The organism is Comamonas sp. F1-6 (assembly GCF_039581415.1).
Classification (GTDB): Bacteria; Pseudomonadota; Gammaproteobacteria; order Burkholderiales; family Burkholderiaceae_C; genus Comamonas; species Comamonas thiooxydans.
Genome location: NZ_JBCPWN010000025.1, coordinates 32707 through 57747, shown reverse-complemented (window position 1 = coordinate 57747; position 25041 = coordinate 32707). Strand labels below are relative to the sequence as shown.

Sequence of the window (25041 nt, the reverse complement as noted above, 5' to 3'; positions counted from 1 at the left end):
TTCTGCTGAAAGTTTTTCCCTTCCAACCCCAAGGCCTCGGCCCATGCCATTCACCACTGAAGAACGCCAATCCCTGCTTGCACTCAAGGGCGTGGGCCCCACGGTGCTGAGCCGGCTGGAATCCCTGGGCTACGGCTCATTTGCGCAGTTGCGTCAGGCCAACGCACTGGACATCGTCGCCAAGGTCTCGGCCCTCACCGGCTCCAGCTGCTGGAAGAACAGCCCTCAGGCACGCTCGACCATCCAGGCGAGCATCGATGCGGCCAGGCAGTGTCCGGCGCAAGAGAGCGAAGCCGGCGCACAACCGTCCAGCCTCAGTTCTGTGCCGCCATGAATATCGGCATGGCGCCTTCAAGCCCTGCCGCCACTCGATGCGCGTCAAAAAGACTATGAATCCGCGAGAATTCGCACCGTATCGCGGGCGGCCACCCACTCCTCATTCGTGGGCTCCACCCCCACCAGTACTCGGCTGTCTGCAGATGAAATGAGCGGTGCATGGGCTGCATTGGCCTGGTCATCCAGCTCCAGGCCCAGCCATGCCAGATCGGCGCAGACGCGGGCTCGAATCTCCTCGCTGTGCTCGCCAATGCCCGCCGTGAACACCAGCATGTCCAGCCCGCCCAGCGCAGCGACCAGAGAACCGATCTCGCGCACGATGCGGCGTACAAAGAGGTCCAGCGCCATGCGCGCCCGCTCGCCAGCCTCACCTGAATCCCGGACATGGCGCAGGATCACGCGCGGCTCGGACGAGATACCCGACACGCCCAGCAGCCCCGAGTCGTGATAGAGCAGACGCCCGACCTCCTGAAGCGTCAGCTTCTCGATCTCCATCAGATAGAGCACGGCCCCGGGGTCCAACGCCCCGGTGCGGGTGCCCATCATCAATCCATCCAGGGCCGAGAAGCCCATGGTGGTCGCCACGCTTTGCAGCTGCTGCATGCCGCACAGACTGGCGCCGCTGCCCAGATGGGCGACGATGGTGCGGCCCCTGGCCCTGTCGCCATGACGCTCGGCCAGCGCGGTCGCCATATAGGCATACGAGAGTCCGTGAAAGCCATAGCGGCGAACGCCGCGCTGCCACCATTCGTAGGGTAGTGGCAGGATCTGCTCCACCTTGGGCAGGCTGTGATGAAAGCCGGTATCAAAGCAGGCAATCTGCACGATGTCGGGCCGCTCGCGCAACAGGATCTCGATGGCCTCCAGCGCAAACGGCTGATGCAGCGGTGCCAGCGGCACATAGCTGCGCAAGTCTCGCAGCACGCCTGCATCGATGCGGGTGGACTCGAAATACTTGCTGCCGCCATGCACCACCCGATGAGCGATCGCGGCCACGGGCCGGTCCTCGAGCCGAGCCGTGATGCGTTCGCGGATGATGCGCAGCGCATCGCGATACGGATGCTCTGCGCCCAGTTCGATGGCAAAGGGCTTGACGCCGGTTTCTCCGAAGTCGGGAGCGGGCCCGCCAATGCCCTGTACCTTGCCGTTCCAAAGAGGCTTGCGCGGCAGGGGACTTGCTGCCTCGAATACGGCGAACTTGATGCTCGACGAGCCGCAGTTCAAAACGATGATGACGGAATTGCTCATGCCAGGGCCTTTGTCTGCCGACGTGACCGAGACTGCTGCACTTGCCAGTCCGGTGCCATCGGCCATGTATTTCAGGGCGGCGTCTGCCGGTAGTGATGTGCGAGCAACAGCGCAATCGCACAGGATGCAATGCGGGATTCGCGCGAGTCCGCGCGGCTGGTCAGCACGATGGGCACCTTGGCGCCAAGCACGATGCCTGCGCTGGCAGCGCCGCCCAGGTACATGAGCTGCTTGGCCAGCATATTGCCGCTTTCCAGATCGGGCACCAGCAGGATGTCGGCCTGACCTGCCACTGGAGAGGTGATGCCCTTGGTACGCGCGGCCTCGATGGAGACTGCATTGTCGAAAGCCAGCGGTCCGTCCAGCACGCCTCCGGTGATCTGGCCCCGGTCGGCCATCTTGCACAATGCAGCAGCATCCAGTGTCGCAGGCATGTTGGGGTTGACCGTCTCGACGGCGGCGAGGATGGCGAGCCTGGGCCTTGCCACACCCAGAACCTGTGCCAGCTCGATGGCATTGCGCGCGATATCGGCCTTCTGCAACAAATCGGGGGCCAGGTTGATGGCCGCGTCGGTGACGATGAAGGGGCGTGGGTAGCTGGCCGTCTGCAACACAAAGCAATGGCTTACACGCCTCTTGGTGCGCAACCCGGCACTACCGGCAACGACAGCCGCCATCAGCTCGTCGGTGTGCAGACTGCCTTTCATCAGTGCCTCGACTTCGCCGCTGGCGGCAAGTCTGGCACCACGCTCGGCTGCTGCATGACTGTGCGGCACGTCCTCGATGCGCAGGCCCTGCAGCTCGACCCCCTGCGCAAGAGCAACCGCCTCCAGCCTGGCGCGCGGAGCGATCAGGACCGGCTCGATCAGCCCCAGCCGATGCGCATCAAGCGCGGCGGACAGGCTGGTGGCATCGCAGGGATGGACGACCCCCACGCGAACTGGCGGCAGTTCCTTGACAGCCGCCAGCAGCCGGGTCAGGCCATGATGCGAGGCAACGTCAAGCGGCTGCGCTGCACCGCCTGATGACATGGAAACCGCTTGCTGCGAGGATGGCTGCCGGGGCTGCGCATCGTGGGCGCAGAGCAGCGTCAGCGTGCTCGTGTCACGGGAGGCAACGGTAACGCGCAGGCTGTCGCCGACGTTTATGCCCTCAAACGGCTGCAGCGTCATGTCTGGGCTCGGTTGACTCATCGCACTCCTTTCTTGCCGCGTGGTGCGGCCGGTTTACGTCGCACAGCAGCCGCAGCCCGCCGGGGAGCTGCAGGAGTCTGCACCGGAGCCGGCGCCAGCTCCAGAGGCTCCTGGATCCGGGGCTGCTGCGCCAGTGCGGCCTGCTCGAACAAGGCCTGCACCTGATGCAAGGCATGTCTCACGGCATCCTCCTCGGCGCCGGGCTCCTTATCGATGGCTGCCATCTGGGTGATGGCTTCGCCGGCCTTGCGGATGGTGTCGGCAGGCGTGTTCTTCAGCAGGCCTGGAATGGCTTCGATGGCGGCGCTGCCGCATTGCCTCATCACCAGGGTCTGCTCGCGGATGGCGGCTCGCAGCTCGGCCAGACTCCAGCGCCCAGGTGCTTGCTGCTCCAGCAATTGCGCAGCCAGGTGGTAGTAGCGCTCGTCCACCGCGGGACGCCGGGACAGCACGCTCAGCAAGCCGCGCAGCGTGGCTTCGAGCACGCCCCCTTGATCCACGCTGCTCTCGATCTGTTTCTGCCTGGCCGCCATCAGCGCCAGATGCTCGGGGGTGGAGCCAGGATGCTGGCGCACTGGTGCGCTCTCGCCATAGGCATGCCCAGCCAGCGCCTGCATGAGCGGCGAGCCATAGAGCATGTCGAACCACAGGGCGTAGATGTGGTCACGCCGGTCGCGGAAATCATCGAGAGCGCGATCCAGTGCGGCCGAGCACCGCTGCTGCATGTGCAGCCAGGGATTGGCCTCATCCACGGGCTGGCGATGTTCGCGTATGTATTCGGCGCTGCTGCGTATCAGACAAGCCAGCGGGTGCTGGCTGCTCCAGGCCTCGAATTGCAGGCGCATGGGATGCAAGGTCTGCAACCAGTGTGCCGATTGGGAAGTGCTCAGCGCACGCACCCAGGGTTGCCATATGCTGCGATACAGAGCCAGGTTGATGTCGGATACACGGGCCGCTGCGTCGAAACGGCGATCAGACTCCGGATCGGGCTTGACGATATCGCGCACTTCATCGATGCCGCTGGCACGGATGCTCAGCAGATAGGGATCATGGAGCAGCTTTTGCTCCTGCTTCGTGGCATCGTCCACGCTGGCGCGGTAGATGCCTGCCGGCAGCAGATTGATCTGCTCGATGGCACTGGCGAACTTGCGGTGCTGTTTGCTGCCGACCGCACCCGAAACAAAGATGCCCAGATGACCGATGCTGTCGTGCGTGCTGAAGATGATGGTCTGGTCATGAGCGCGCACGTCGTCGTCGCTGGCGTACAAATCGGTGATCCAGCCCAGAGCCTGGGCCGGCGGCGTGATGTTGTCGCCATAGGAGCAGAACACCAGGATAGGCGAGCGGATATTGCGCAGATCGATGCGCACCCCGTCCGATGTCAGCAACTGGGCCGTCGACAGCCTGTTGCCTATGAACAGATTGTCGACGATGTACTGCATCTCCACATCGTTGAGGAAGACATAGCCACCCCAGTATTTCTCGAAGTCTATATAGCGCTCGGCTTCGGTGTCGGCATTCGCATAGACCTTGTACTGCTTGCTCCACAGCGTGTTGGCCGGATCGAGCTGCTCGAAGTTCTGCACCAGATGGGCGCCGTCGAAGCGGCCGTTACCCAGATCGCTGGCAAGAGCCGTCATCCAGCTGCCCCCGAGGAGCCCGCCCGAATAACGCATGGGATTGTCGCCAGCCCAGTACGACAGGGGCGCTCCGGCAACAATGATGGGCCCGAACAGCTCGGGCCAGACAGCGGCAGTCATCAGGATCTGCCAGCCCGCCTGGCAGTTGCCGATGACCGCCGGCTTGCCCTCACTCTCGGGGTGAAGCTCGGCCACGCGACGCATGAACGCAGCTTCGGCGCGCATCACATCTTCCACCGTCTGACCAGGTACGGGATCAGGCAGAAAACCGACGAAGTAGCAAGGGTGACCAGCCTCCAGCGCAGCGCCGATCTCGCTATGGGGCTTGAAGCCACCTATGCCCGGGCCATGCCCGGCGCGTGGATCTATCACGACGAATGGACGCTTGGCGGGGTCGGCAGGCCGGTCTTCGGACGCCTGAATGCGCACTAGGCCATAGTTGACAGGTCTCGGAAGGTCCAGCCCCGACATCACGAGTTCCGCGGGGAAATGCAGCACGTTCGGCATCCTGGCCTCACGCTGGGTCCGGTACTGGTCGCCCACCTGCCGCTCGATGTCGGCATACAGCACAGCACGTTGAGCGGCATCCACCGCATAGGCCCCGGCGGCCCGCCACCATGCAAAAGGATCAACAGACCCGTTGGTCGACGGACTGGTCCCGCTGGGTTTGCTCATGTCGTGCTCCCGAAGTCACAATCTTCTGTCTCAAGAAGATTCAAAAACAATAGCATCCAGCGTTTTATGGATCGCCACAAAACGCCGAAAACATCGGATTTTTTGCAATGGAGAGCCAGCTGACCAGCCGGCCCGCAGGCGGCAGCGTCGCCATCTTGGGCTGAAGCTGCGCCAGCCGATTGCCTACTTCTGCGCTGCTTTGCCGCTCTTGGTCTGAGCGGGGTCCTGAGTTGCCGGCGTCCAGGCAGACAGCCATTGCTTGAAGATGTCCTGCAGTGGCAAAGCGGGCAGATTGGGCGCGCCGTCGGCACGCAGGGCCTCGGCCACAGATTTTTGCCAGGCCTCCAGGGCCTGCTGCAGACCGCTGGCAAAAGCCTGCTGGTTCTTGATCGCGATATCGCTGGCGCTCTTGGCATCGCTCATGCGGTCTTCGAGCCTGCGCATGAAAGCCTCGGCGGGCAGGCTGGCCAGTGATTGCCAGTCTTCGGCACGCAGCAGGCTTTGCAGTTCCGCCGTGGTTTCACTGATGCCTGCAGCACTGGTCTGCTGCGCGGCTGCCAGCCAGCGATGGCCACTTTCACGCATAAGCTGAGCGATGCGCAGTTGCAGCTCGGCATTGGCCTTGAACAGATTCAGGGGGGTCGCTTGAATGCTCATATCGTTCTCCCTATGGTGATGGTGGTGCCTATCGAGAGGCTGGCGGACCGTCCGGCATATCACCGTGACCAGACGGCTTTTGAAAACTCAATGCCCGAGCACGTACTGGCCTGGAGCGTCATACAAGGGCCCGCCGCTCGTGCCGCCCATGCGCGGCGGAGCTATCGGTGTGCCGGATCTGTTTTTGAGCCACTCGTCCCATGCCGGCCACCAGGAGCCCTGGCGCTGCTCGGCCTCTTGCTGCCACTGCTGGGCGACAACGTCCTGCGCGCCGACAGACCGCGTGAGCAACTGGTAGCGGCGTCGCGGATGGCTGGGCTCGCTGACGATGCCGGCGTTGTGCCCGCCACTCGTCAGCACAAAGGTGATTTCAGCCGCAGTGTGGTGGTGCAGCTTGAATACCGATTGCCAAGGCGCTACATGATCGGTGAGCGTTCCCACACAGAAGATGGGCACTTGCAGATTGAGAAGCGAGACCGGCTTGCCATCGACCGGATAGCGGCTTTCACTGAGATCGTTATTCAGAAACAGACGGCGCAGGTATTGCGAGTGCATCCTGGCTGGCATGCGCGTGGCGTCGGCATTCCAGGCCATGAGATCGCTCATCGGCGCCCGCTCGCCCAGCAGGTATTGATTGACCATACGCGACCACAGCAGATCATGGGAGCGCAGCATCAGGAATGCGCCCGCCATCTGATCGGCGCGCAGATAGCCTTGCTGGGCCATCTGGGCCTCAAGCAGGCTGATCTGCGCTTCGTCGATGAACAGCGCCAGCTCGCCGGGTTCGGTGAAATCGGTCTGCGCCGCCAGCAAGGTCATCGATGCCAGACGCTCGTCTCCATCGCGCGCCATCGCGGCTGCCGCAATGGCCAGCAAGGTTCCGCCCAGACAATAGCCTGCGGCATGCACCTTCTGCCCCGGGACGATGGCCGTGACGACATCCAGCGCAGCGCGCCAGCCCAGCTCGATATAGTCGTCCATGCCCAGATCTCGATCGCCGGCATCAGGGTTCTTCCAGGAGACGCAGAACACCGTATGTCCCTGATCGACCAGATACTTGATCAGCGAATTGTGTGGCGAAAGATCCAGGATGTAGTACTTCATGATCCAGGCCGGCATGATCAATACCGGCTCGGGATGGACCTTGTCGGTTGTCGGCGCGTACTGGATCAGCTCCATCAGCTGGTTGCGCAGCACCACCTTGCCAGCGGTGACGGCCACATCGCGCCCCACCTGAAACCCCTCGCAACCTGCAGGCGGCTTGTTTGTGAGCTGCGCATGCACATCCTCCATCAGGTACTGGAAGCCGCGCACCAGATTCGCCCCGCCCTCTTTGGCGGTACGTTCCAGAACTATCGGGTTGGTGGCAAAAAAGTTCGCGGGCGAAAGCATCTCCAGCCACTGCCTGCTCCAGAACCCGACCAGACGCTCGTGATGTTTTTCAACACCTGGAACGCCTTGGGTGGCGGCCTGCCACCAGCGTTGCTGGGCAACAAATCCCGCACTCATGACCGTGAACGGCCATTGCTTCCATTCAGGAGCCTGAAAGAGACGCTCCGCCTCCTGCGTCTGCGGCCCGCCATAGCAAAGCCTGACCCATTCCTCCAGCGCCAGCCTTGCCAGATCCAGACGCTTTCCCGGGCTGATGGCGAGATTGCCGGCCCAATCCATCCAGGCCTGCCATTGGGACTCGGGGGAAACCGACAGCCACTGCTGCGCCCACATCGCACGCACAGCTTGATCAAGCTGCTGGCTGGAACTGAACTGAGCTTCGGCCTCGCGGTCAACCATAGCGGCCCCTTTTTGCTGCATGGCAATAACGCAACATCTTATGCGCTGCAGAAGTTGTTGCATAGTCACGACCTGCCGGGAGTTGAGCCACATCAAGCTCCCGCAGCCGGAAGCGCTCCGGCATGCGCAAGCCGGCTCCAAGCACCGGGCTGCTGCAGCTAGAAGAACTCTGCAGCCTTGCCTGGATCAGGCCTGCCACCGAAGCTATTGGTCATGGTTTGCAAGCTGACCGCACACCACCGCCTGCGGACGCAGGTGGTACTGTTTTCTCATTGTGTGCAATAATGGAGAGCTTTTATGCGGAAAGTACACCGGACAGGCTGGTGCGGCTCCCGCACTTGACCAAAGGAAAGATCATGAAAGAAGGCATTCACCCCAATTACCGCGAAGTTCTGTTCGTTGACATGTCCAACGGCTTCAAGTTCGTGACACGTTCTTGCGTTTCCACCAAGGAAACCGAAAACTTCGAAGGTAAAGAGTACCCTCTGTTCAAGCTGGATACCACTTCTGAATCGCACCCCTTCTACACTGGCACACAAAAGTCGGTGGACAACATGGGTGGTCGCGTGGAGAAGTTCCGCAACCGCTTCGGCAAGAAGTAATTCTTACTTTTTTGCTGAAAAGGCAGCCCGGGCAACCGTGCTGCCTTTTTCTTTTTTTGGGTGCCGCCCCACGGAATCCCAATGCTCCTATCATCGGAGCACCAAGCGCTTTGACTTCAAGCGCTTTCGCCTGATCTGGCCGTGCAAATTCGCACAGCCGCTACTGGATTGATTGCGTGAACCAGCCCACACCTGCCATCGTTGCCCAAAGCGCTGTACGCCGCCTGCCGCGCTGGGCCCTGCTTTTGCTGTGCCTGGCCTATGTAATTCCCGGCTTTGTCATGCGTGGCCCCTGGCGCTCCAACGATATGGAGGCCTTTGGCTATATGCGCGAGCTGGCGCTGGGCAAGACCGACTGGCTGGCCCCCAAGCTCTCGGGCCTGGCTCCCAGCATGGACGGTCTGCTGCCCTACTGGCTTGGTGCCTTGTCCTTGCAGGGTTTCGAGTGGCTGCTTGGCGCCGAGATGGCGGCGCGCCTGCCCTTCATCGCCTTGCTGATCGTGACCCTTGGCGCCACCTGGTGGGGAGCCTATTACCTTGCACGCACCCCCGGGGCGCAGCCCGTGGCCTTTGCCTTTGGCGGGGAAGCCCAGCTGATCGACTATGCCCGCGCCATGGCCGATGCGGCTTTGCTGGCCCTGGTTGCCTGCCTGGGCCTGGCCCAGCTCTCGCATGAAACCACCAGCTATGTCACGCAGCTGGGCTGCACGGCGCTTCTGTTTTTTGCAGCGGCGGCCATGGCCTATCACCCCAGGAAGTCAGCCGCAGCACTGCTATTCGGCCTGCTGGGACTGGCCCTGAGCGGCGCCCCCACTCTTTCCGTACTGTTCGGACTGGGTGGCAGCGTGATCGCCTTCACACAGCGCAGCTGGGGCGACAATCCCGGCCGCGCCCACCGCCAGGCCCGCACCTGGGCCGCAGCCTGGCTGGCCGCCACGGTGCTCGCTGCCAGCCTGACCACGGCCTTGCATCAATGGGTCTGGCATCTGGTGGACTCGTTCAAGGACTGGGATGCCCTGCTGCAACTGCTGCTGTGGTTCTGCTGGCCCGCCTGGCCCCTGGCTTTGTGGACGCTGTGGGTCTGGCGCCGCCAGATTGCACGCCCCGGCCACAACCCGCATCTGTCCATCGCCCTGCTGTTTGCCACAGTCCCTGTGGCTGCCTGCCTGAGCAGCACCCCGGCCGATCGTGCGCTGCTGCTGGGACTTCCCGCCATTGCCACCCTGGCCGCCTTCGCCCTGCCCACATTCCGCCGCAGCATCAGCGCGCTGATCGACTGGTTCACGCTGCTGTTCTTTACGGCATCCGCGATTGCCATCTGGGTGGTCTGGCTGGCGTTTCAGACCGGATTCCCGCCCAAGATCGCCGCCAATATTGCGCGTCTGGCTCCGCAGTTCGAGGCCAGCATCTCCTGGCTCACCGTCATCGTGGCGCTGATCGCCACGGCCGGCTGGTTTGCACTGGTGGTCTGGCGCACCTCGCGCAATCGTGCAGCCATCTGGAAGAGCCTGGTGCTCCCGGCCGGCGGCGCCACACTGAGCTGGGTTTTGCTGTCCACACTCTGGATGGAGCCGCTGGATCATGCTCGCAGCTATGAATTCCAGATGACACAGCTGGGCGGCGAACTCAAGCAGAACGGCGCCACAAGCTGCGTGCTGACCTACGGCCTGGGCCGTTCGCAGATTGCGGCCGTGCGCTACTACACCCATGTGGATACGGCGCTATTGCGTCGCAGCAATCCAGGCGACTGCGGCTGGGCGCTGGTCGACGCAGACCGCTGGGCGGGCGATCACAATCGCAAACTGCGCCAGGGCTGGAGCGAGGTCAGCCGCATCACCCGTCTGGCAGGCCAAAAGGAAGTCCTGGTACTGCTCAAGTACACCGACCCCAAAGCCCCATGAAGGGCGAATTGCAGTACATAGGACGGCATGCGGGCACCGTGCTGGCCGGGCAGCTGGCCGTCATGGCCTTTGGCACCACCGACACCATCGTGGCCAGCCGCTATTCCAACGATGCCGTGGCCGCCCTCTCCGTAGGGTCGGCCATTTTCATCAGCGTCTATGCCTCGCTGATGGGCATTTTTCAGGCTCTTCTGCCCTTGTGGTCCGAGCAGCGCGGCGCTGGTCAGCCCCTGGCCATAGGTCAATCGCTGCGCCAGTCCATGTATCTGTGCGCCATGGCCTGCGTGCTCGGCATGGCGGTGCTGCTCATGCCCGGTGCACTGCTGCACTGGACGGGCGTGCCCGATGTGCTGCAACTGGAGGTCAAGCGCTATCTCGCCGTACTGGCCTGGGGCTTGCCTCCGGCGCTGCTGTTTCGCATCTACAGCGCGCTCAACCAGGCGCTAGGCCACCCCAAGCTGGTCACCTGGCTGCAACTCATCTCGCTGCTGATCAAGATCCCCTTGTCCATCTGGTTCACCTTTGGCGGGCTGGGTCTTGCGCCCCTCGGAGCAGTGGGCTGCGCACTGGCCACGCTGCTGGTCAACTACACCATGTTTGCCGTGGCTCTGTGGCTGATGCGCACTCAGGATTTCTATGCTCCGCTGGCGCTTTGGCAGAAGCTGGAGCGCCCTGACTGGCTGCAGCTGGGGCGTTTCTGCCGCCTTGGCATTCCTGCAGGCCTGGCCATTCTGGTGGAAGTCACCTCCTTCACCCTCATGGCCCTGTATGTGGCAAGGCAGGGCTCGCTCTCGTCCGCCAGCCACCAGATCGCCGCCAATCTGGCCGCCATCTGCTATATGGTGCCGCTGTCTCTGGCCATCGCCACCAGCGCCCGCGTCAGCTACTGGCGCGGCGCCGGTGATGAAGCCCAGGCCAGGACGCTGATTCAACAGTGTTTCAAACTTGCCCTGCTCATCGGTATTGCGACAGCAGCTACGCTATTGATCACTCGCACCTGGATTGCAGACATCTACACCGACTCCCCGCGGGTGCTGGCAATGACGTCCTGGCTGCTAATCTGCGTGGCTGCATACCATGTGGCGGACTGCGTGCAGACCTATTGCATTTTCGTGCTGCGTTGCTATCGCGTGACCGTGGCGCCTCTGGTGATCTATTGCCTGCTGCTATGGGGCGGCGGCCTGGGCCTTGGCTACTGGCTGACCTACCGATGGCAAGCAGCCGAAGGCTGGCTGGACTGGCAAGCCACGCCCATGCCCTTCTGGGTTTGCAGCGCGGCAGCCCTGTTTGTCACGGCCATGGCCTTCAGCAGCATTTTGCACAGAGCCATACGACCACCAAAGCCGCAGGCCCGGCCCAGGGCCTCCTAATGAGAAAGTGCCTTGGCGGGCACTTCTGCAGCCGCCCGCACTCGGCTGGGCGGGAAGGTGACGGCGAATTCCGAACCCTTGCCCAGCTCACTCTCAATACTGAGCCTGGCGCCATGCCGCTGCAGCACATGCTTGACGATGGCCAGCCCCAGGCCGGTGCCGCCCGTATCGCGTGAGCGGCTGCGATCCACGCGATAAAAGCGCTCCGTCAGGCGCGACACATGCTTTTCGTCGATGCCGGGGCCGGAGTCCTTGACGGCAAAGCGGGCCGATCCATCGGGCAGCAGTTGCCAGCGCACATCAATCTGCCCGCCGGCCGGCGTATAGCGCATGGCATTGGCCAGCAGATTGGAAAACGCACTGTGCAGTTCTGCGCTTGCACCTGCCAGATCTCCGGCCTGCCGCAGCGCCCGCTCATCAGGAAAGTTCAGCACATGGGGTTTGGCCTGCTTGCGCGTCAAGGCATTGGATAGGCCGCGAGCCTCGTTCTCACAGCGATTGAGCAGCTGCGCCACCGACACCCAGTCATTGTTGCTGGGCAGCGGGCTGCCCTCCAGGCGCGACAAGGTCAGCAGGTCTTCCACCAGATGCTGCATGCGCTCGGCCTGCTGGGCCATCAGCTCCAGATAGCGCCTGCGCTCGTCTTCCTCGAGCGGCAGGTTCTGCAGGGTCTCGACAAAACCGGCCAGCACGGTCAGAGGCGTGCGGATTTCGTGCGAGACATTGGCCACGAAGTCGCGGCGCATGGCCTCGGCCTGCTCCAGCGCCGTCACATCGCGCGCCAGCAGCAGCTTGCGCCCTTCACCGTAGCCGTAGAGCTGCACCGACAGCTTGACCGGCCGCGAAGGTGTGCTTTCGCGCCCCTGCATGACCAGATCATGGCTGAAGTCCTGCGCCGCAAAATAGGCACTGAACTGAGGATCTCGCACCAGATTACCGATGCTTTGCAGCACATCGCGCTCGGCATCAAAGCCGAACTGCTTGGCGGAAATTTGATTGCACCATTCGATGCGGCCCTGTGCATCGAGCAGCACCACACCATTGGGACTGGCCTGCAAGGCAGACAGAATGTCATTGAGCCGCTGGTCGCCCTGCTGCACCTGCTGCACGCTCTGGCGAATCCAGCGGCGCATGCGCACGCTGGCCTCGCCCCAGATCCCTGCCAGATTGGGCACCGCGCCCAGCTCCGACTGGCGCAGCCAGTGCAGCAGCCGCGCGCCATTCCAGCTGTCCACCAGCCACCATATCCAGCCGCCGATCAAGGCGCCCGTCATGGCCGCCACGCATTGCTGCAGCACCGTCGCACCGGGTGCAACCAGATAGGCCCACAGCAGCCATACCACCACGGCTGCCGCGACCTGAGAAGCCAACAATCGAAAACCACGCCACCCCATATTTGCTTTCAGTTGTGATTTTTGACGACCCAGCCAGGCCGGGCCGAGGTTCGGGGGGAAATGCTGTCAGGCCATGGCCTGGGCGCTGAAACGGTAGCCCGCACCGCGCACGGTCTCAATCAGAACACCCGCCACGCCCAGCGATTCTCGCAAGCGCTTGACGTGCACGTCCACGGTACGCTCTTCAATGAAGACATGATCGCCCCAGACCTTGTCGAGCAACTGCGCACGACTGTGCACGCGCTCGGGGTGCTTCATCAGATAGTTGAGCAGCTTGAACTCGGTGGGTCCGATCTTGAGCAGATCGCCCTGCCAGCTTACGCGGTGGGCCGCGGCATCCAGCACCAGCTCGCCAATGCTGACCTTGTCCTGCACCTGCTCAGGCGCACGGCGGCGCAGCACGGCACGGATACGGGCCAGCAGCTCCTGGGTGGAGAAAGGCTTGGTGATGTAGTCATCCGCACCGGCATCCAGGCCCGCCACCTTGTCGGGCTCGTCGCCACGCGCCGTCAGCATGAGAATGGGCACGGCCTTGGTGCGGCTGTCGGCACGCCATTTGCGGGCCAGAGACAGGCCGCTGGCCCCGGGCAGCATCCAGTCGAGCAAAATCACGTCGGGCAGCACGGCATCAAGCTCGCGCTGCGCCGAAACACCGTCTTCCGCCCAGACGGGCTGGAAGCCGTTATGCCTCAAATTGACCGCGATCAACTCTGCAATCGCAGGTTCGTCCTCCACGATGAGGACCATGGGCATCTTCTTCATCCCTGAGTAGCCTCCGTCTTACAACACCGCAGATTCGATTTCAGCCATGGTCTGATGGCGCACATCCTTGCCCTCGACCAGGTAGATGATCAGCTCGGCCACGTTCTTGGAGTGGTCGCCGATACGCTCGATGGCCTTGGCCAGGAACAGCAGGTCCAGGCTGGCGGAGATGGTGCGCGGATCTTCCATCATGTAGGTGATGAGCTTGCGCACAAAGCCGTCGAACTCTTCGTCGATCAGGTCGTCTTCACGCAAGATGGCAACCGCCGCCTTGGTGTCCAGTCGTGCGAAGGCATCCAGGGTCTTGCGCAGCAGCTCGGAGGCCATCTGTGCAGCCATGCGCAACTCGCCGCTGGGCAGCGAACGGGCAGCGCCGCTTTCGATGATGGACTTGACCATGCGGGCCATCTTGCAGGCTTCGTCGCCCATGCGCTCCAGATTGGCCGTGGCCTTGGAGAAGGCGATCAGCAGGCGCAGGTCGCGGGCCGTGGGTTGGCGGCGCGCAATGATGGACGACAGCTCATGGTCGATCTCGACCTCCATGGCGTTGACGCGCTGCTCGGTGCTGATGACCTGCTCAACCGCTTCGGTGCTGAAGCTGGTCAGTGCGTAGACGGCATTGCTGATCTGCGACTCGACCAGACCGCCCAGCTCCATGACGCGTGCCGAGACACGATTGAGTTCGGAGTCGAACTGCGTGGACAAATGTTTTTCTGTCATTTTTAAGTCCTTAGCCGAAGCGGCCTGTGATGTAGTCTTCCGTTTCCTTGCGCTGGGGCTTGAAGAACATTTTTTCGGTGTCGCCAAACTCCACCAGATCCCCCAGATACATATAGGCCGTGTAGTCGCTGCAACGGGCGGCCTGCTGCATGTTGTGTGTCACGATGACCACGGTGTAGTCGTTCTTCAGCTCCGCGATCAGCTCCTCGATCTTGGCCGTGGAGATGGGGTCCAGCGCCGAGCAGGGCTCGTCCAGCAGCAGCACTTCGGGCTTGATGGCAATGCCGCGCGCGATGCACAGACGCTGCTGCTGACCGCCCGACAGGCCCGAGCCGCTTTGCTGCAGCTTGTCCTTGACTTCATTCCACAGCGCTGCCTTGCGCAGTGCCCACTCCACGCGGTCGTCCATGTCCGAGGCGTTGAGATTCTCGAACAGCTTCACACCGAAAGCGATGTTGTCATAGATGGACATGGGAAACGGCGTGGGCTTCTGGAACACCATGCCGACCTTGGCACGAATCAGTGCCACATCCTGCTTGCTGGTCAGCAGATTGTCGCCGTCCAGCATGATCTGACCTTCGGCGCGCTGCTCGGGATAGAGCTCGAACATGCGGTTGAAGGTGCGCAGCAGCGTGGACTTGCCGCAGCCCGAGGGGCCGATGAAGGCCGTGACCTTCTTCTCAGGAATATCGAGGTTGATGTTCTTCAGCGCGTGAAACTTGCCGTAGTAGAAGTTCAGGTCGCGCACGGCCAGCTTGATGTTGGCGGGAGCAGTGATTGCAGTCATGATCTTGAACTTTCGAATTATTTCTGGCGGGTGATGAAACGCGCCAGGATATTCAGACCCAGCACAGCCACAGTGATGAGGAAGACACCGGCCCAGGCCAGTTGCTGCCAGTTCTCATACGGGCTCATGGCAAATTTGAAGATGGTGACCGGCAGGCTGGCCATGGGCTTGCTCATGTCGGCATTCCAGAACTGGTTGTTCAGCGCCGTGAACAGCAGCGGAGCGGTCTCGCCAGCAATGCGGGCCACTGCCAGCAGCACACCGGTGATCACGCCGGCGCGGGCTGCGCGCAAGGTCACCATGATGATGACCTTCCACTTGGGCGTACCCAGCGCATAAGCCGCTTCACGCAGGCTGGATGGAACCAGCACCAGCATGTTTTCCGTGGTGCGGATGACCACGGGAATCACGATCAGCGCCAGCGCGATCACGCCGGCCATGCCGGAGAAGCTCTTGAAGCGCACCACCACCACGGTATAGACAAACAGACCGATGACGATGGAGGGGGCCGACAGCAGAATGTCGTTGACGAAGCGGGTGGTGGAAGCCAGCCAGCCTTTTTTGTCGTACTCGGCCAGATAGACCCCGGCCATCACGCCGATCGGCGTGCCCACGAAAGTGGCCAGCGCCACCATCATCAGCGAACCCCAGATGGCATTGGCAATACCGCCCTCCTCGTTGGGGGGAGGCGTCATCTGCGAGAACAGGGCGAAGTTCAGACCACCCAGGCCCTGGCGAATGGTTTCCCAGAGAATCCAGACCAGCCAGAACACGCCAAACAGCATAGCTGCCATGGACAGGGTCAGCGCGACCTGATTGAGGCGCTTGCGCTTGTTGTACTTGGCCTGACGCACCGCAGCCAGATCGGCTGCGTCGAGCATTTTGGTGGAGGTGGAGGTCGGGCTCATGAGCGGGCTCCTTCGTTCTTCTGCAGACGGTTGAGCAGCAGCTTGGAGCAGGCCAGCACCACGAAGGTGATGAAGAACAGCACCAGACCCAGATAGATCAGCGACGCCTGATGCAGGCCCTCGCCCGCTTCGGCAAACTCATTGGCCAGCGCCGAGGTGATGCTGTTCGCGGCCTCGAACACGGACAGGGAATTGAGCTGGTTCATGTTGCCGATCACAAAGGTCACGGCCATGGTCTCACCCAGTGCGCGGCCCAGGCCCAGCATGACGCCGCCCAGCACGCCAGTCTTGGTATAGGGCAGCACCACTTTCCAGACCACTTCCCAGGTCGTGGAGCCCAGACCGTAGGCCGACTCCTTGAGCAGCGCCGGCGTGACTTCGAACACATCGCGCATCACGGAGGCGATGAAGGGGATGATCATGATGGCCAGAATGATGCCGGCCGACAAAATACCGATACCCACGGGAGGGCCGGAGACAAAAGCGCCCAGATAGGGCACACCGGTCAGCAGGTTCTGCAGAGGCTGCTGCACATAGGTGGCCAGCACGGGGCCGAACACCATCAGGCCCCACATGCCGTAAACAATGGAGGGAACTGCGGCCAGCAACTCGATGGCAGTGCCCAGAGGGCGCTTGAGCCAGGCAGGCGAGAGTTCCGTCAGAAACAGGGCAATGCCGAAGCTCACGGGCACTGCAATGATGAGCGCGATGGCCGAAGTGGCCAGCGTGCCGTAAATCATGACCAGACCGCCGTATTGATCCTGCACGGGGTCCCAGACACTGCTGGTCAGAAAGCTCAGACCATATTCGGAGATGGCGGGCCAGGCACCGAAGATCAGCGAAACCATGATGGCCAGCAGCAGCACCAGCGTCAAAATTGCTGCGCTGCGTGCCAGGCCACCAAACAAACGATCCGCCATACGTCCCGAGATCATCGGAGCACGTGGCGGAGAGGGAGAGCGTCGCTTGGCGGCATCGGCGGGGGCTGCAGCCAGCGAACTGGAGGGCGACGTAGTGGACACGTGAGCGCCTTTATTCGCAAAGGGTTGAAACAAGCAGCGAACATACCGTCCGGCACGGCAGCCCGCTGCTCACTGATGACACGAAATTACTTGGAAACAACCTTGCCCGAAGCGTCCTTGATGTCGTTCCAGGACTTGTAGATCACGTTCTTGACTGCGTCGGGCATGGGCACATAGTCCAGGTCGGCGGCAGTCTTGTCACCCTGCTTGTAAGCCCAGTCGAAGAACTTCAGCGAGGTGGCGGCCTGAGCAGGCTTCTCCTGAGTCTTGTGCATCAGGATGAAGGTTGCCGAGGTGATGGGCCAGGCGTTCTTGCCGGGCTGGTTGGTCAGGATCTGGTAGAAGCTCTTGGCCCAGTCAGCGCCAGCAGCAGCCGCCTTGAAGGTCTCGTCGTCAGGAGAGACAAAAGCGCCTTCCTTGTTCTGCAGCTGTGTGTAGGTCAGCTTGTTCTGCTTCACATAAGCGTACTCGACATAACCGATGGAGTTGGGCAGGCGACCCACAAAGGCAGCAACGCCTTCGTTACCCTTGCCGCCGGCACCGGTGGGCCAGTTCACGGCCTTGCCCTCGCCCACTTTTTCCTTCCACTCGGCATTGACCTTGGAGAGGTAGTTGGTGAAGCCGAAGGTGGTGCCGGAGCCGTCAGCGCGGCGCACGGGAGCGATAGCGGCATCAGGCAGTGCCACACCGGGGTTCAGAGCCGTGATGGCGGGGTCGTTCCACTTGGAGATCTTGCCCAGGTAGATATCGCCCAGCACCTGGCCCGACAGCTTCAACTGGCCGGGAGCCACGCCCTTGATGTTGACCACGGGAACAATGCCGCCGATCACGGTGGGGAACTGAACCAGGCCCTTCTTGGCCAGTTCGTCATCCTTCAGGGGTTCATCGGAAGCACCAAAGTCCACGGTCTTGGCTTCGATCTGCTTGACACCGGCACTGGAACCCACGGACTGATAGTTAATCTTGACGCCAGTGGCCTTGTGATAGTCGGCAGCCCACTTGGAATACAGAGGAGCCGGGAAGCTCGCACCGGCACCTGTGGCTTCCTGGCTGGCGTTGGCAATACCCGCTGCAGACAGAGCACCAGCCACCAGAACGTGAATCAAGGACAACTTCATGAAACGACCTCTTAGGGTTGAAAGATTCGATGGAGTGAACTTTAAAAACCTTTTATGACAAGGTCGTGACATGAAAATTTCAAGGCGCAACCGAGTGAAAGAGCTCCAAAGCGGTCATGCGAGTGTCATATTTCATTCGCAAACTGCTGAGCCTTGACCCGCAGACCCGGCCCGGGTAACAGCTTGTCGCAAGGCTGGAGTCTGATCGTCGGCAATGTATGACATAGTCTGTCACACAGCGTGAGCGCACTCTGGCGGCCCAACTCGGCAAATACCTGCAAATACCTGACTTGGCAGAGGTTGAACCCCGCGCCCCGCAAGCTCGATGACGGCCCGTATTGCATATTCCACTGCCCGGTGCATGTGTCGCCTGTTCCATCACGCTCATGCTCTGCCCGTGCCCCAACCCGCATAACAACAACGCATTGATTGGCTCAGAAATGGCTCCTGAATCGCTGCTTGCAGCCGTAGACCTTGGTTCCAATAGCTTTCGCCTTGAAATAGGCCGTATCGGCTCGCATCAACGCATCGAGCGTGTGGAATACCTCAAGGAAACCGTGCGCCAGGGCAATGGCCTGAACTCACGCCAGGAACTCTCGCGCGAAGCCATGGAGCGCGGCTGGGAGTGCCTGGCTCGCTTTGGGGAGCGCCTTAGGGGCTTTGATGCCTCGCATGTCCGCGCTGTAGCCACCCAGACCCTGCGCGAGGCATTGAATGCCGACGAATTCGTGACGCGTGGCAGCCAGTTGCTGGGCTTTCCCATCGAAGTCATCCCTGGCGAGGAAGAAGCCCGGCTCATCTATCGCGGCGTGGCCAGCTCGCTGCCGCCCAGCCAGCAAAAACGCCTGGTCATCGACATTGGCGGGCGCTCCACCGAAATCATCATCGGCCAGCACAGCCAGCCTCTGCAAGTGGCATCGTTCGCACTGGGTAGCGTCTCCTGGAGCAGCCGTTTCTTCAGCGACGGCGCACTGAACAAGGCCAACTTCCAGGCCGCCGTTGCCGCCGCCAAGCAATGCCTGACCCAGGCCCAGTTCGCCTACCCGGGCACTGCCTGGGACTGCGCCTATGCCTCCTCCGGCACAGCCAACGCCGTGGCCGACGCTCTCACAGCCCAGGGCCTGGACGGACAGGTGATCACGCCCGCCAAGCTGCGCTACCTCTATGAGCTGCTGCTGGACATCGGTCATGTGGAGCGCCTGCGCATGCCGGGCCTCAAGGAAGATCGCCGCCCGGTGGTCGCCGGCGGCATCAGCGTGATGATGGCCGTGGTCGACCTGCTGGGCATTACCGAGCTGGAAGTTGCACAGGGTGCACTGCGTCAGGGAGCCCTGCACGACCTGCTCGACCATGAGCCCCCTGCCGACAAGGAAGCGGCGGAAGTCGGCGCGCTGCAACTGGACTTCGGCGTGGACGTACCCCATGCCCAGCGCGTTCAGCGCATTGCCACCCAGCTGTGCCAGCAAATCCTGCCCGCAGAAACCGCGCCGCTGAGCACTCAGGCCCTGGCCATTGCCGCGCAGCTGCATGAGGTCGGCATGCGCGTGGCCCTGAGCAACTATCACCGCCACGGCGCCTATATCGTCGAGCATTGTGGCCTGGCCACCTGGGAGCCTGAGCTGCGCCAGCGCATCTGCCAGCTGGTGCTGGGTCACCAGGGCAAGCTGCGCAAGCTGGAGGACGCGATCGAGGAGCCGCAGTTGGCCCTGCCGCTGATGGCACTGCGCATTGCCGTACAGTTGAGCCATACCCGCCGCGACCCTGACATGCAGGGCATGCAGATCAAGCGTTCGGGCTCGGAATGCAAGCTCTCCACACCTTCGGGCTGGATGCTGACCTACCCTCAATCCGCCCGCCTGCTCGAAGAGGAAGCCATGGCCTGGAGCAAGACGCCCTGGAGCCTCAAGCTGCAGCTGCGCTGATATCAACTGCCAGGCCGCCACGGCCTGCAAAAGGCAAAGGGACTGCGAGGCAGTCCCTTTTTTGCTCTGCAAAAAACCTTCAAAAAGATAGCTGCAAGCAGCTGTCAAACAATGATTTCAATACTAAAAATATCTGAAAACATTGCATGTTAGGCGCAAGAAGCTCCTCTTTTCAGAGTATTCAAACGCTCTTGCCGCCGTAGCGCACCATCAGGGCCTGCTGGGCGCCCTTGCCCTCCAGCGGACGCGCGGGCTTTTGGTAAATGCCCGAGGCATTCAACGTCCAGGCATCGCGGTCGTCGCCCAGATAGGCCACCAGGCACTCGTCGATCACGCGCTGGCGCAGCTTTTTGTCCAGCACCGGCCAGGCCAGCTCCACACGGCTGAGCATGTTGCGATTCATCCAGTCGGCACTGGACAGCAGCAGCTCTTCTTCCTGGCCCCAGGCAAAGTAGAAGACGCGCGAATGCTCCAGAAAACGGCCGATGATGGAGCGCACGCGGATATTGTCCGTCACGCCTGGGCGCTGCGCCGGCAGCATACAGGAGCCGCGCACGATGAGATCGATCTGCGCGCCCCTGCGGCCCGCCTCGACCAGGGCGCGAATCAAGGGCTCGTCGGTCAGCGCATTCATCTTGAGCACCATGCGTGCCTTCTCGCCCCGCGCCGCTGCGGCAGCCACCAGGTCGATCAGTTCCAGCATGCGGTTTTGCAGATGGAACGGCGCCATGACCAGCTTTTGCAGCTTGGGCATGGTGTTATGGCTGGACAGGTGGCGGAATACCGCATCCATATCGGCCGTGATCTCGTCATCGCAGGTCAGCTGGCTGATGTCGGTGTAAAGGCGTGCGCTGCGGGCGTTGTAGTTGCCCGTGGACAGATGGGCATAGCGCTTGAGCTGGTTGTTGCGCTTTTCACGGCGCGTGATGAGCAGCATCTTGGCGTGGGTCTTGAGGCCGACCACGCCGTACACCACCTGCACGCCCAGCGATTCCAGCTTTTCCGCCCAGTTGATATTGGCCTCTTCATCAAAGCGCGCCTTGAGCTCCAGCACGGCCAGCACCTCCTTGCCGCGGCTCACGGCCTCGGCCAGCAGGCTCATGATCTCGGAGTCGGTGCCCGTGCGGTAGATGGTCTGCTTGATGGCCAGCACCTGCGGATCGTTCACGGCCTCGCGCAGCAACTCCAGCACGCCGTCAAAGCTCTCGAAGGGCTGATGGATGATGATGTCGCTCTTGCGCATCTGCGCCAGGATGGAGCGACCGGGCACAAGCTGCGTGGGCCAGGCCGGTTTCCACTTGGGAAACAGCAGGGCCGGGTCGTCGACCAGATCGATCAGCTGCATCTGGCGCACCAGATTCACCGGCCCCTTGACGCGGAACAGCGCCTCGGCCGGCAGGCCGTATTGCTCCAGCAACAGGTCAGAGAGCACCACAGAGCAGGACGAGGACACCTCCAGACGCACGGCCTGGCCGTAATGGCGGTGGTGCAGGCCCTGGCGCAGGGCCATGCGCAGATCCACCACATCGTCTTCATCCACGGCCAGATCGGAGTGGCGGGTGACACGGAACTGCGAGAACTCCGACACTTCGCGCCCCGGGAACAGCTCGGCCAGATGGGCACGCACCACGCTGGAGATGCTGACAAACAGCTTTTGCTTGCCCGAGATCTTCTCGGGCAGACGGATCAGGCGCGGCAAGGCACGCGGCACCTTCACGATGGCCACTTCATTGGCTCTCCCGAAGGCATCCACGCCATTGAGGCGCACGATGAAATTCAGCGCCTTGTTGGCGACCTGCGGGAAGGGATGCGACGGATCCAGCCCCACCGGCATCAGCAGGGGCTGCACCTCGCGCATGAAGTACTCGCGCACCCATTTGCGCTGCGCCACGCTGCGCTCGCCGTGAGAAACCAGGCGAATCGCATGCTTGTCGAACGCGGGAATGATGGACTGGTTATAGAGCTGGTACTGCTTGGCCACCAGGCCGTGGGCCGTGGTCATCAGTCGCTCGAAGCTGGCGCGCGAGTACGGCCCCTGTTCATCACCCACCTTGGCGGCCGAGACATGAGGGGCGCAGCGCACCTCGAACCACTCGTCGAGATTGGAAGACACGATGCACAGATAGCGCAGGCGCTCGAGCAGCGGCACATCCTCGCGCTCGGCCCAGTTCAGCACGCGCTCATTGAAGACCAGAATGCTTTGATCGCGGTCCAGCAGCTCCAGAGTCGGCTCGATCACAGGCGGCATGGCTTCCTCGTTCTTGGACGCCGCTCGGCGTCGGCGCGGCGCTTTGGCAGGGGCCGGTGTCGCAGCGTCAGAAACGGCACCGGGCACACCATGGTGCCCGGCCGCCCCGGCTTGCGCAACTGCTGCCGGCTCGCTCACGGAGTTGACGACCGCCGTCGTGACGGGAGGCACAAGCGAGATATGCGCCAGACCCAGGGATGCAGGTCCCGCCTCATGCGCCTGACTATCGGTCTGCGAGGTCACTGGGGAAACTGCAACCGGATCCTGCCCTGAAGATGAAGTGATGGAAGTGGAAAAAAAAGAGTCGGAAGCAGATACGGATTGGGACATGTGGCAGCAGCCTGCGAAAGCTTGAAGCGCCCCTGAGGGCATGTCCGCAGTCTGCCCATGGTTTATGACAACTAGATGACCAAGAGATGACTGTCATCGTTGTTCATGACAGTCATCAGGGTTTGCGCAGCTTCAGCTGGCCCTGACCACCTCGGCCAGACGCTCGGCACAGTTGCTGGCCATGTCCGCACTCCTAGCCTCGACCATGACTCGCACCAGGGGCTCGGTACCGCTGGGACGGATCAGCACCCGGCCGTCGCTGCCCAGCAGCTTTTCGACCGCTGCCTGCTCACCAGGCAGCTTGGCGTTGCTCTTCCAGTCCTGGCCAGGCTGCAAGCGCACATTGATCATGACCTGGGGGAACAGCTTCACGGACTCCAGCCACTGGGCAATGGTCTTCTTCGAGCGCACGCAGGCCTGCAGCACCTGCAGTGCGCTGACCAGGCCGTCACCGGTCGTGTGCTTGTCCAGCGCCAGCAGGTGGCCCGAGCTTTCGCCGCCCAGCTGCCAGCCCTTGGCATTGAGCGCTTCCAGAACATAACGGTCTCCCACCTTGGCACGGACAAAACCCACGCCCTGCTCCTTGAGTGCCTGCTCCACCGCCATATTGGTCATCAGGGTTCCCGCCACGCCGCTGACTACGTCGCCGCGCGCCAGACGATCGGCCGCCATGAGATAGAGCAGCTCGTCGCCGTTGTAGACACGGCCTTGCGCATCGACCAGCTGCAGGCGGTCGGCATCGCCGTCCAGCGCCACGCCATAGTCGGCATTGTTGGCACGCACTGCCCTCACCAGCGCTTCGGGATGGGTCGCGCCAACTCCCTCGTTGATGTTCAGGCCGTCCGGGGAGCAGCCGATTTCCACCACATTGGCACCCAGCTCGTGAAAGACCTTGGGAGCAATCTGATAGGCCGCGCCATGGGCCGCATCCACGACGATCTTCAGGCCGCGCAACGACAGGCTGTGATCGAACGTGCTTTTGCAGAACTCGATATAACGGCCGGCTGCATCGGCCAGACGTCGTGCCTTGCCCAAAGAGGCTGAATCCACCCAGACGGGGTCTTCCTTGAGAGCGGCTTCCACATCCTCTTCCCAGGAATCAGGCAGCTTGGTGCCCTCGGCACTGAAGAACTTGATGCCGTTGTCGTAAAACGGGTTGTGGCTGGCACTGATCACCACCCCCAGGCTGGCGCGCTGGGCACGCGTCAGGTAGGCCACGCCCGGTGTCGGCAAGGGGCCAAGCAACATGACATCGACACCGGCAGAGTTGAAGCCCGACTCGAGCGCGCTCTCCAGCATGTAGCCAGAGATCCGGGTGTCCTTGCCGATCAGCACCAGAGGGCGCTCTTGCGTGCGACGCAACACGCGCCCCACGGCATGTGCCAGGCGCAGGGCAAAGTCAGGCGTGATGGGCGACTTGCCCACCGTGCCGCGAATCCCGTCGGTGCCGAAATACTGTCGTGCCATATTCTCGTTGTCCTTTTTAGATTCAATACTCTGTCATCAGGCCTGCAGCGCTTGCGCATCATGCATGGCCTGCCAGACTGCCAGCGCAGCCACCGTATCCTTCACATCGTGGACACGCACAATTTTGGCCCCACGCTCGACCGCCAGCAATGCCGCCACGACGCTGGGCACCATGCGCTGATCCACAGACAGGCCGGTCACCTGCCCCAGGGAACCCTTGCGCGACCAGCCCGCCAGCAAGGGGAAGTCTAGGCCCAGCAGCTCACGCTGATGTGCAAGCAAGGCAAAATTTTGTACCACGCTCTTGCCGAAACCAATACCGTAATCCCAGGCGATGCGGGAACGAGCAACACCTGCATCGAGCAAAGGCTGAGTCACCTGCAGCAGAAAGTCCCGAACTTGAACCACGGCATCGCCCTGCATATGCTCCAGATGCATGTCTTGCGGGGTCTTGTGCATATGCATCAGGCACACGCCACAGCTGGCGTGCCTGCTCACCACCTCGAAGGCACCGGGCTGGCGCAGCGCCCAGATGTCGTTGATGATGTCTGCCCCCAGATCCAGAGACGCAGCCATGACTTCGGGCTTGTAGGTATCGATGGAGATGGGTACGTTGAGCTTGACGGCTTCACGCAGCACGGGCAGAACGCGAGCCAGCTCGTCTTCGAGACTCACAGCGGGCGACCCCGGCCTGGTGGACTCGCCACCTATATCCAGAATATGCGCCCCTTGCTCCAGAAGCAGCTCCGCATGGGCCATGGCCTGGGATACACCGGCATGCCTGCCTCCGTCCGAAAAGGAATCCGGGGTCACATTCACGATGCCCATGACCTGAGGCTTGTCGAGCTGCAAGAGAAAACGCGAGGTTTGCCACTGTTGCGACATAAATCTTCCGATATCTGAGTGTGCAAAAACAAAAGGCCCCCGAGGGACCTTTTGTATATGAGGCT

The 25041-nt window shown here is 62.1% G+C and carries 20 protein-coding genes; 5 read left to right on the top strand and 15 right to left on the bottom strand.

Annotated features, from left to right (window positions below):
• The first annotated feature begins 43 nt into the window (after positions 1–43).
• Positions 44–334, top strand: coding sequence for a helix-hairpin-helix domain-containing protein (locus AAIL66_RS20700; RefSeq protein ID WP_343497637.1), 291 nt, complete (start codon positions 44–46; stop codon positions 332–334).
• 53 nt (positions 335–387) lie between these two features.
• On the opposite strand, the gene AAIL66_RS20695 is transcribed toward AAIL66_RS20700, so the two are convergent.
• The 5 genes from AAIL66_RS20695 to AAIL66_RS20675 form a co-directional block, all read right to left on the bottom strand.
• Positions 388–1584, bottom strand: a complete 1197-nt coding sequence (locus AAIL66_RS20695) for an acetate/propionate family kinase (RefSeq protein WP_343497636.1) — start codon at positions 1582–1584, stop codon at positions 388–390.
• A gap of 71 nt (positions 1585–1655) precedes the next feature.
• Positions 1656–2777, bottom strand: a complete 1122-nt coding sequence (locus tag AAIL66_RS20690; RefSeq protein ID WP_343497635.1) for a bifunctional enoyl-CoA hydratase/phosphate acetyltransferase — start codon at positions 2775–2777, stop codon at positions 1656–1658.
• Positions 2774–5092, bottom strand: coding sequence for a DUF3141 domain-containing protein (locus AAIL66_RS20685; protein WP_343497634.1), 2319 nt, complete (start codon positions 5090–5092; stop codon positions 2774–2776). Before AAIL66_RS20685 ends, AAIL66_RS20690 begins: the two co-directional genes overlap by 4 nt.
• A 183-nt stretch (positions 5093–5275) precedes the next feature.
• Positions 5276–5749, bottom strand: coding sequence for a phasin family protein (locus tag AAIL66_RS20680; protein WP_343497633.1), 474 nt, complete (start codon positions 5747–5749; stop codon positions 5276–5278).
• Between the two features lie 87 nt (positions 5750–5836).
• Complete coding sequence (locus tag AAIL66_RS20675) at positions 5837–7540, bottom strand: alpha/beta fold hydrolase (RefSeq protein ID WP_343497632.1); 1704 nt, start codon at positions 7538–7540, stop codon at positions 5837–5839.
• Positions 7541–7896: 356 nt separating this feature from the next.
• Between AAIL66_RS20675 and AAIL66_RS20670 the strand changes: the two genes are divergently transcribed.
• From AAIL66_RS20670 to AAIL66_RS20660, 3 genes are all read left to right on the top strand, one after another.
• Positions 7897–8142, top strand: a complete 246-nt coding sequence (locus AAIL66_RS20670; protein ID WP_003053459.1) for a type B 50S ribosomal protein L31 — start codon at positions 7897–7899, stop codon at positions 8140–8142.
• A gap of 176 nt (positions 8143–8318) precedes the next feature.
• Entirely contained in the window at positions 8319–10043 is a 1725-nt protein-coding gene (locus AAIL66_RS20665) for a hypothetical protein (protein ID WP_343497631.1), read from the top strand.
• A complete protein-coding gene (locus AAIL66_RS20660; RefSeq protein ID WP_343497630.1) occupies positions 10040–11413 on the top strand; it encodes an MATE family efflux transporter in 1374 nt (457 codons plus the stop codon). The genes AAIL66_RS20665 and AAIL66_RS20660 overlap by 4 nt, the downstream gene beginning before the upstream one ends.
• On the opposite strand, the gene phoR is transcribed toward AAIL66_RS20660, so the two are convergent.
• The 7 genes from phoR to pstS all read right to left on the bottom strand — a co-directional run bounded on the left by phoR (position 11410) and on the right by pstS (position 18124).
• The gene (phoR, locus tag AAIL66_RS20655) at positions 11410–12786 is read right to left on the bottom strand and encodes a phosphate regulon sensor histidine kinase PhoR (RefSeq protein ID WP_343497629.1); all 1377 of its coding nucleotides are present in this window, start codon (positions 12784–12786) and stop codon (positions 11410–11412) included. The two genes, AAIL66_RS20660 and phoR, sit on opposite strands and share 4 nt — an antisense overlap.
• Positions 12787–12873: 87 nt before the next feature.
• The gene (gene phoB, locus AAIL66_RS20650; RefSeq protein ID WP_003053455.1) at positions 12874–13569 is read right to left on the bottom strand and encodes a phosphate regulon transcriptional regulator PhoB; all 696 of its coding nucleotides are present in this window, start codon (positions 13567–13569) and stop codon (positions 12874–12876) included.
• 18 nt (positions 13570–13587) lie between these two features.
• Positions 13588–14289, bottom strand: a complete 702-nt coding sequence (gene phoU, locus AAIL66_RS20645) for a phosphate signaling complex protein PhoU (protein ID WP_003067322.1) — start codon at positions 14287–14289, stop codon at positions 13588–13590.
• Positions 14290–14299: 10 nt separating this feature from the next.
• Positions 14300–15076, bottom strand: coding sequence for a phosphate ABC transporter ATP-binding protein PstB (pstB, locus tag AAIL66_RS20640; RefSeq protein ID WP_003067324.1), 777 nt, complete (start codon positions 15074–15076; stop codon positions 14300–14302).
• 17 nt (positions 15077–15093) lie between these two features.
• Positions 15094–15984, bottom strand: a complete 891-nt coding sequence (gene pstA / locus AAIL66_RS20635; RefSeq protein WP_034358716.1) for a phosphate ABC transporter permease PstA — start codon at positions 15982–15984, stop codon at positions 15094–15096.
• Positions 15981–16919, bottom strand: coding sequence for a phosphate ABC transporter permease PstC (gene pstC, locus AAIL66_RS20630; protein WP_034358718.1), 939 nt, complete (start codon positions 16917–16919; stop codon positions 15981–15983). Before pstC ends, pstA begins: the two co-directional genes overlap by 4 nt.
• Before the next feature lie 173 nt (positions 16920–17092).
• The gene (gene pstS, locus AAIL66_RS20625; RefSeq protein WP_003067330.1) at positions 17093–18124 is read right to left on the bottom strand and encodes a phosphate ABC transporter substrate-binding protein PstS; all 1032 of its coding nucleotides are present in this window, start codon (positions 18122–18124) and stop codon (positions 17093–17095) included.
• A 440-nt stretch (positions 18125–18564) separates the two neighbouring features.
• On the opposite strand from pstS, the gene AAIL66_RS20620 reads away from it, so the two are divergent.
• A complete protein-coding gene (locus tag AAIL66_RS20620) occupies positions 18565–20046 on the top strand; it encodes a Ppx/GppA phosphatase family protein (RefSeq protein WP_343497628.1) in 1482 nt (493 codons plus the stop codon).
• Positions 20047–20227: 181 nt separating this feature from the next.
• Here AAIL66_RS20620 and ppk1 read toward each other — a convergent pair whose 3' ends face one another.
• From ppk1 to folP, 3 genes are all read right to left on the bottom strand, one after another.
• Positions 20228–22294: a polyphosphate kinase 1 gene (gene ppk1 / locus AAIL66_RS20615; protein WP_034358768.1), complete on the bottom strand. Its 2067-nt coding sequence runs from the start codon at positions 22292–22294 to the stop codon at positions 20228–20230.
• 462 nt (positions 22295–22756) lie between these two features.
• On the bottom strand, positions 22757–24091 hold the full coding sequence (gene glmM, locus AAIL66_RS20610) for a phosphoglucosamine mutase (RefSeq protein ID WP_343497627.1): 1335 nt from the start codon (positions 24089–24091) through the stop codon (positions 22757–22759).
• Positions 24092–24127: 36 nt separating this feature from the next.
• Positions 24128–24976: a dihydropteroate synthase gene (gene folP / locus AAIL66_RS20605; protein ID WP_343497626.1), complete on the bottom strand. Its 849-nt coding sequence runs from the start codon at positions 24974–24976 to the stop codon at positions 24128–24130.
• Positions 24977–25041 lie beyond the last annotated feature (65 nt).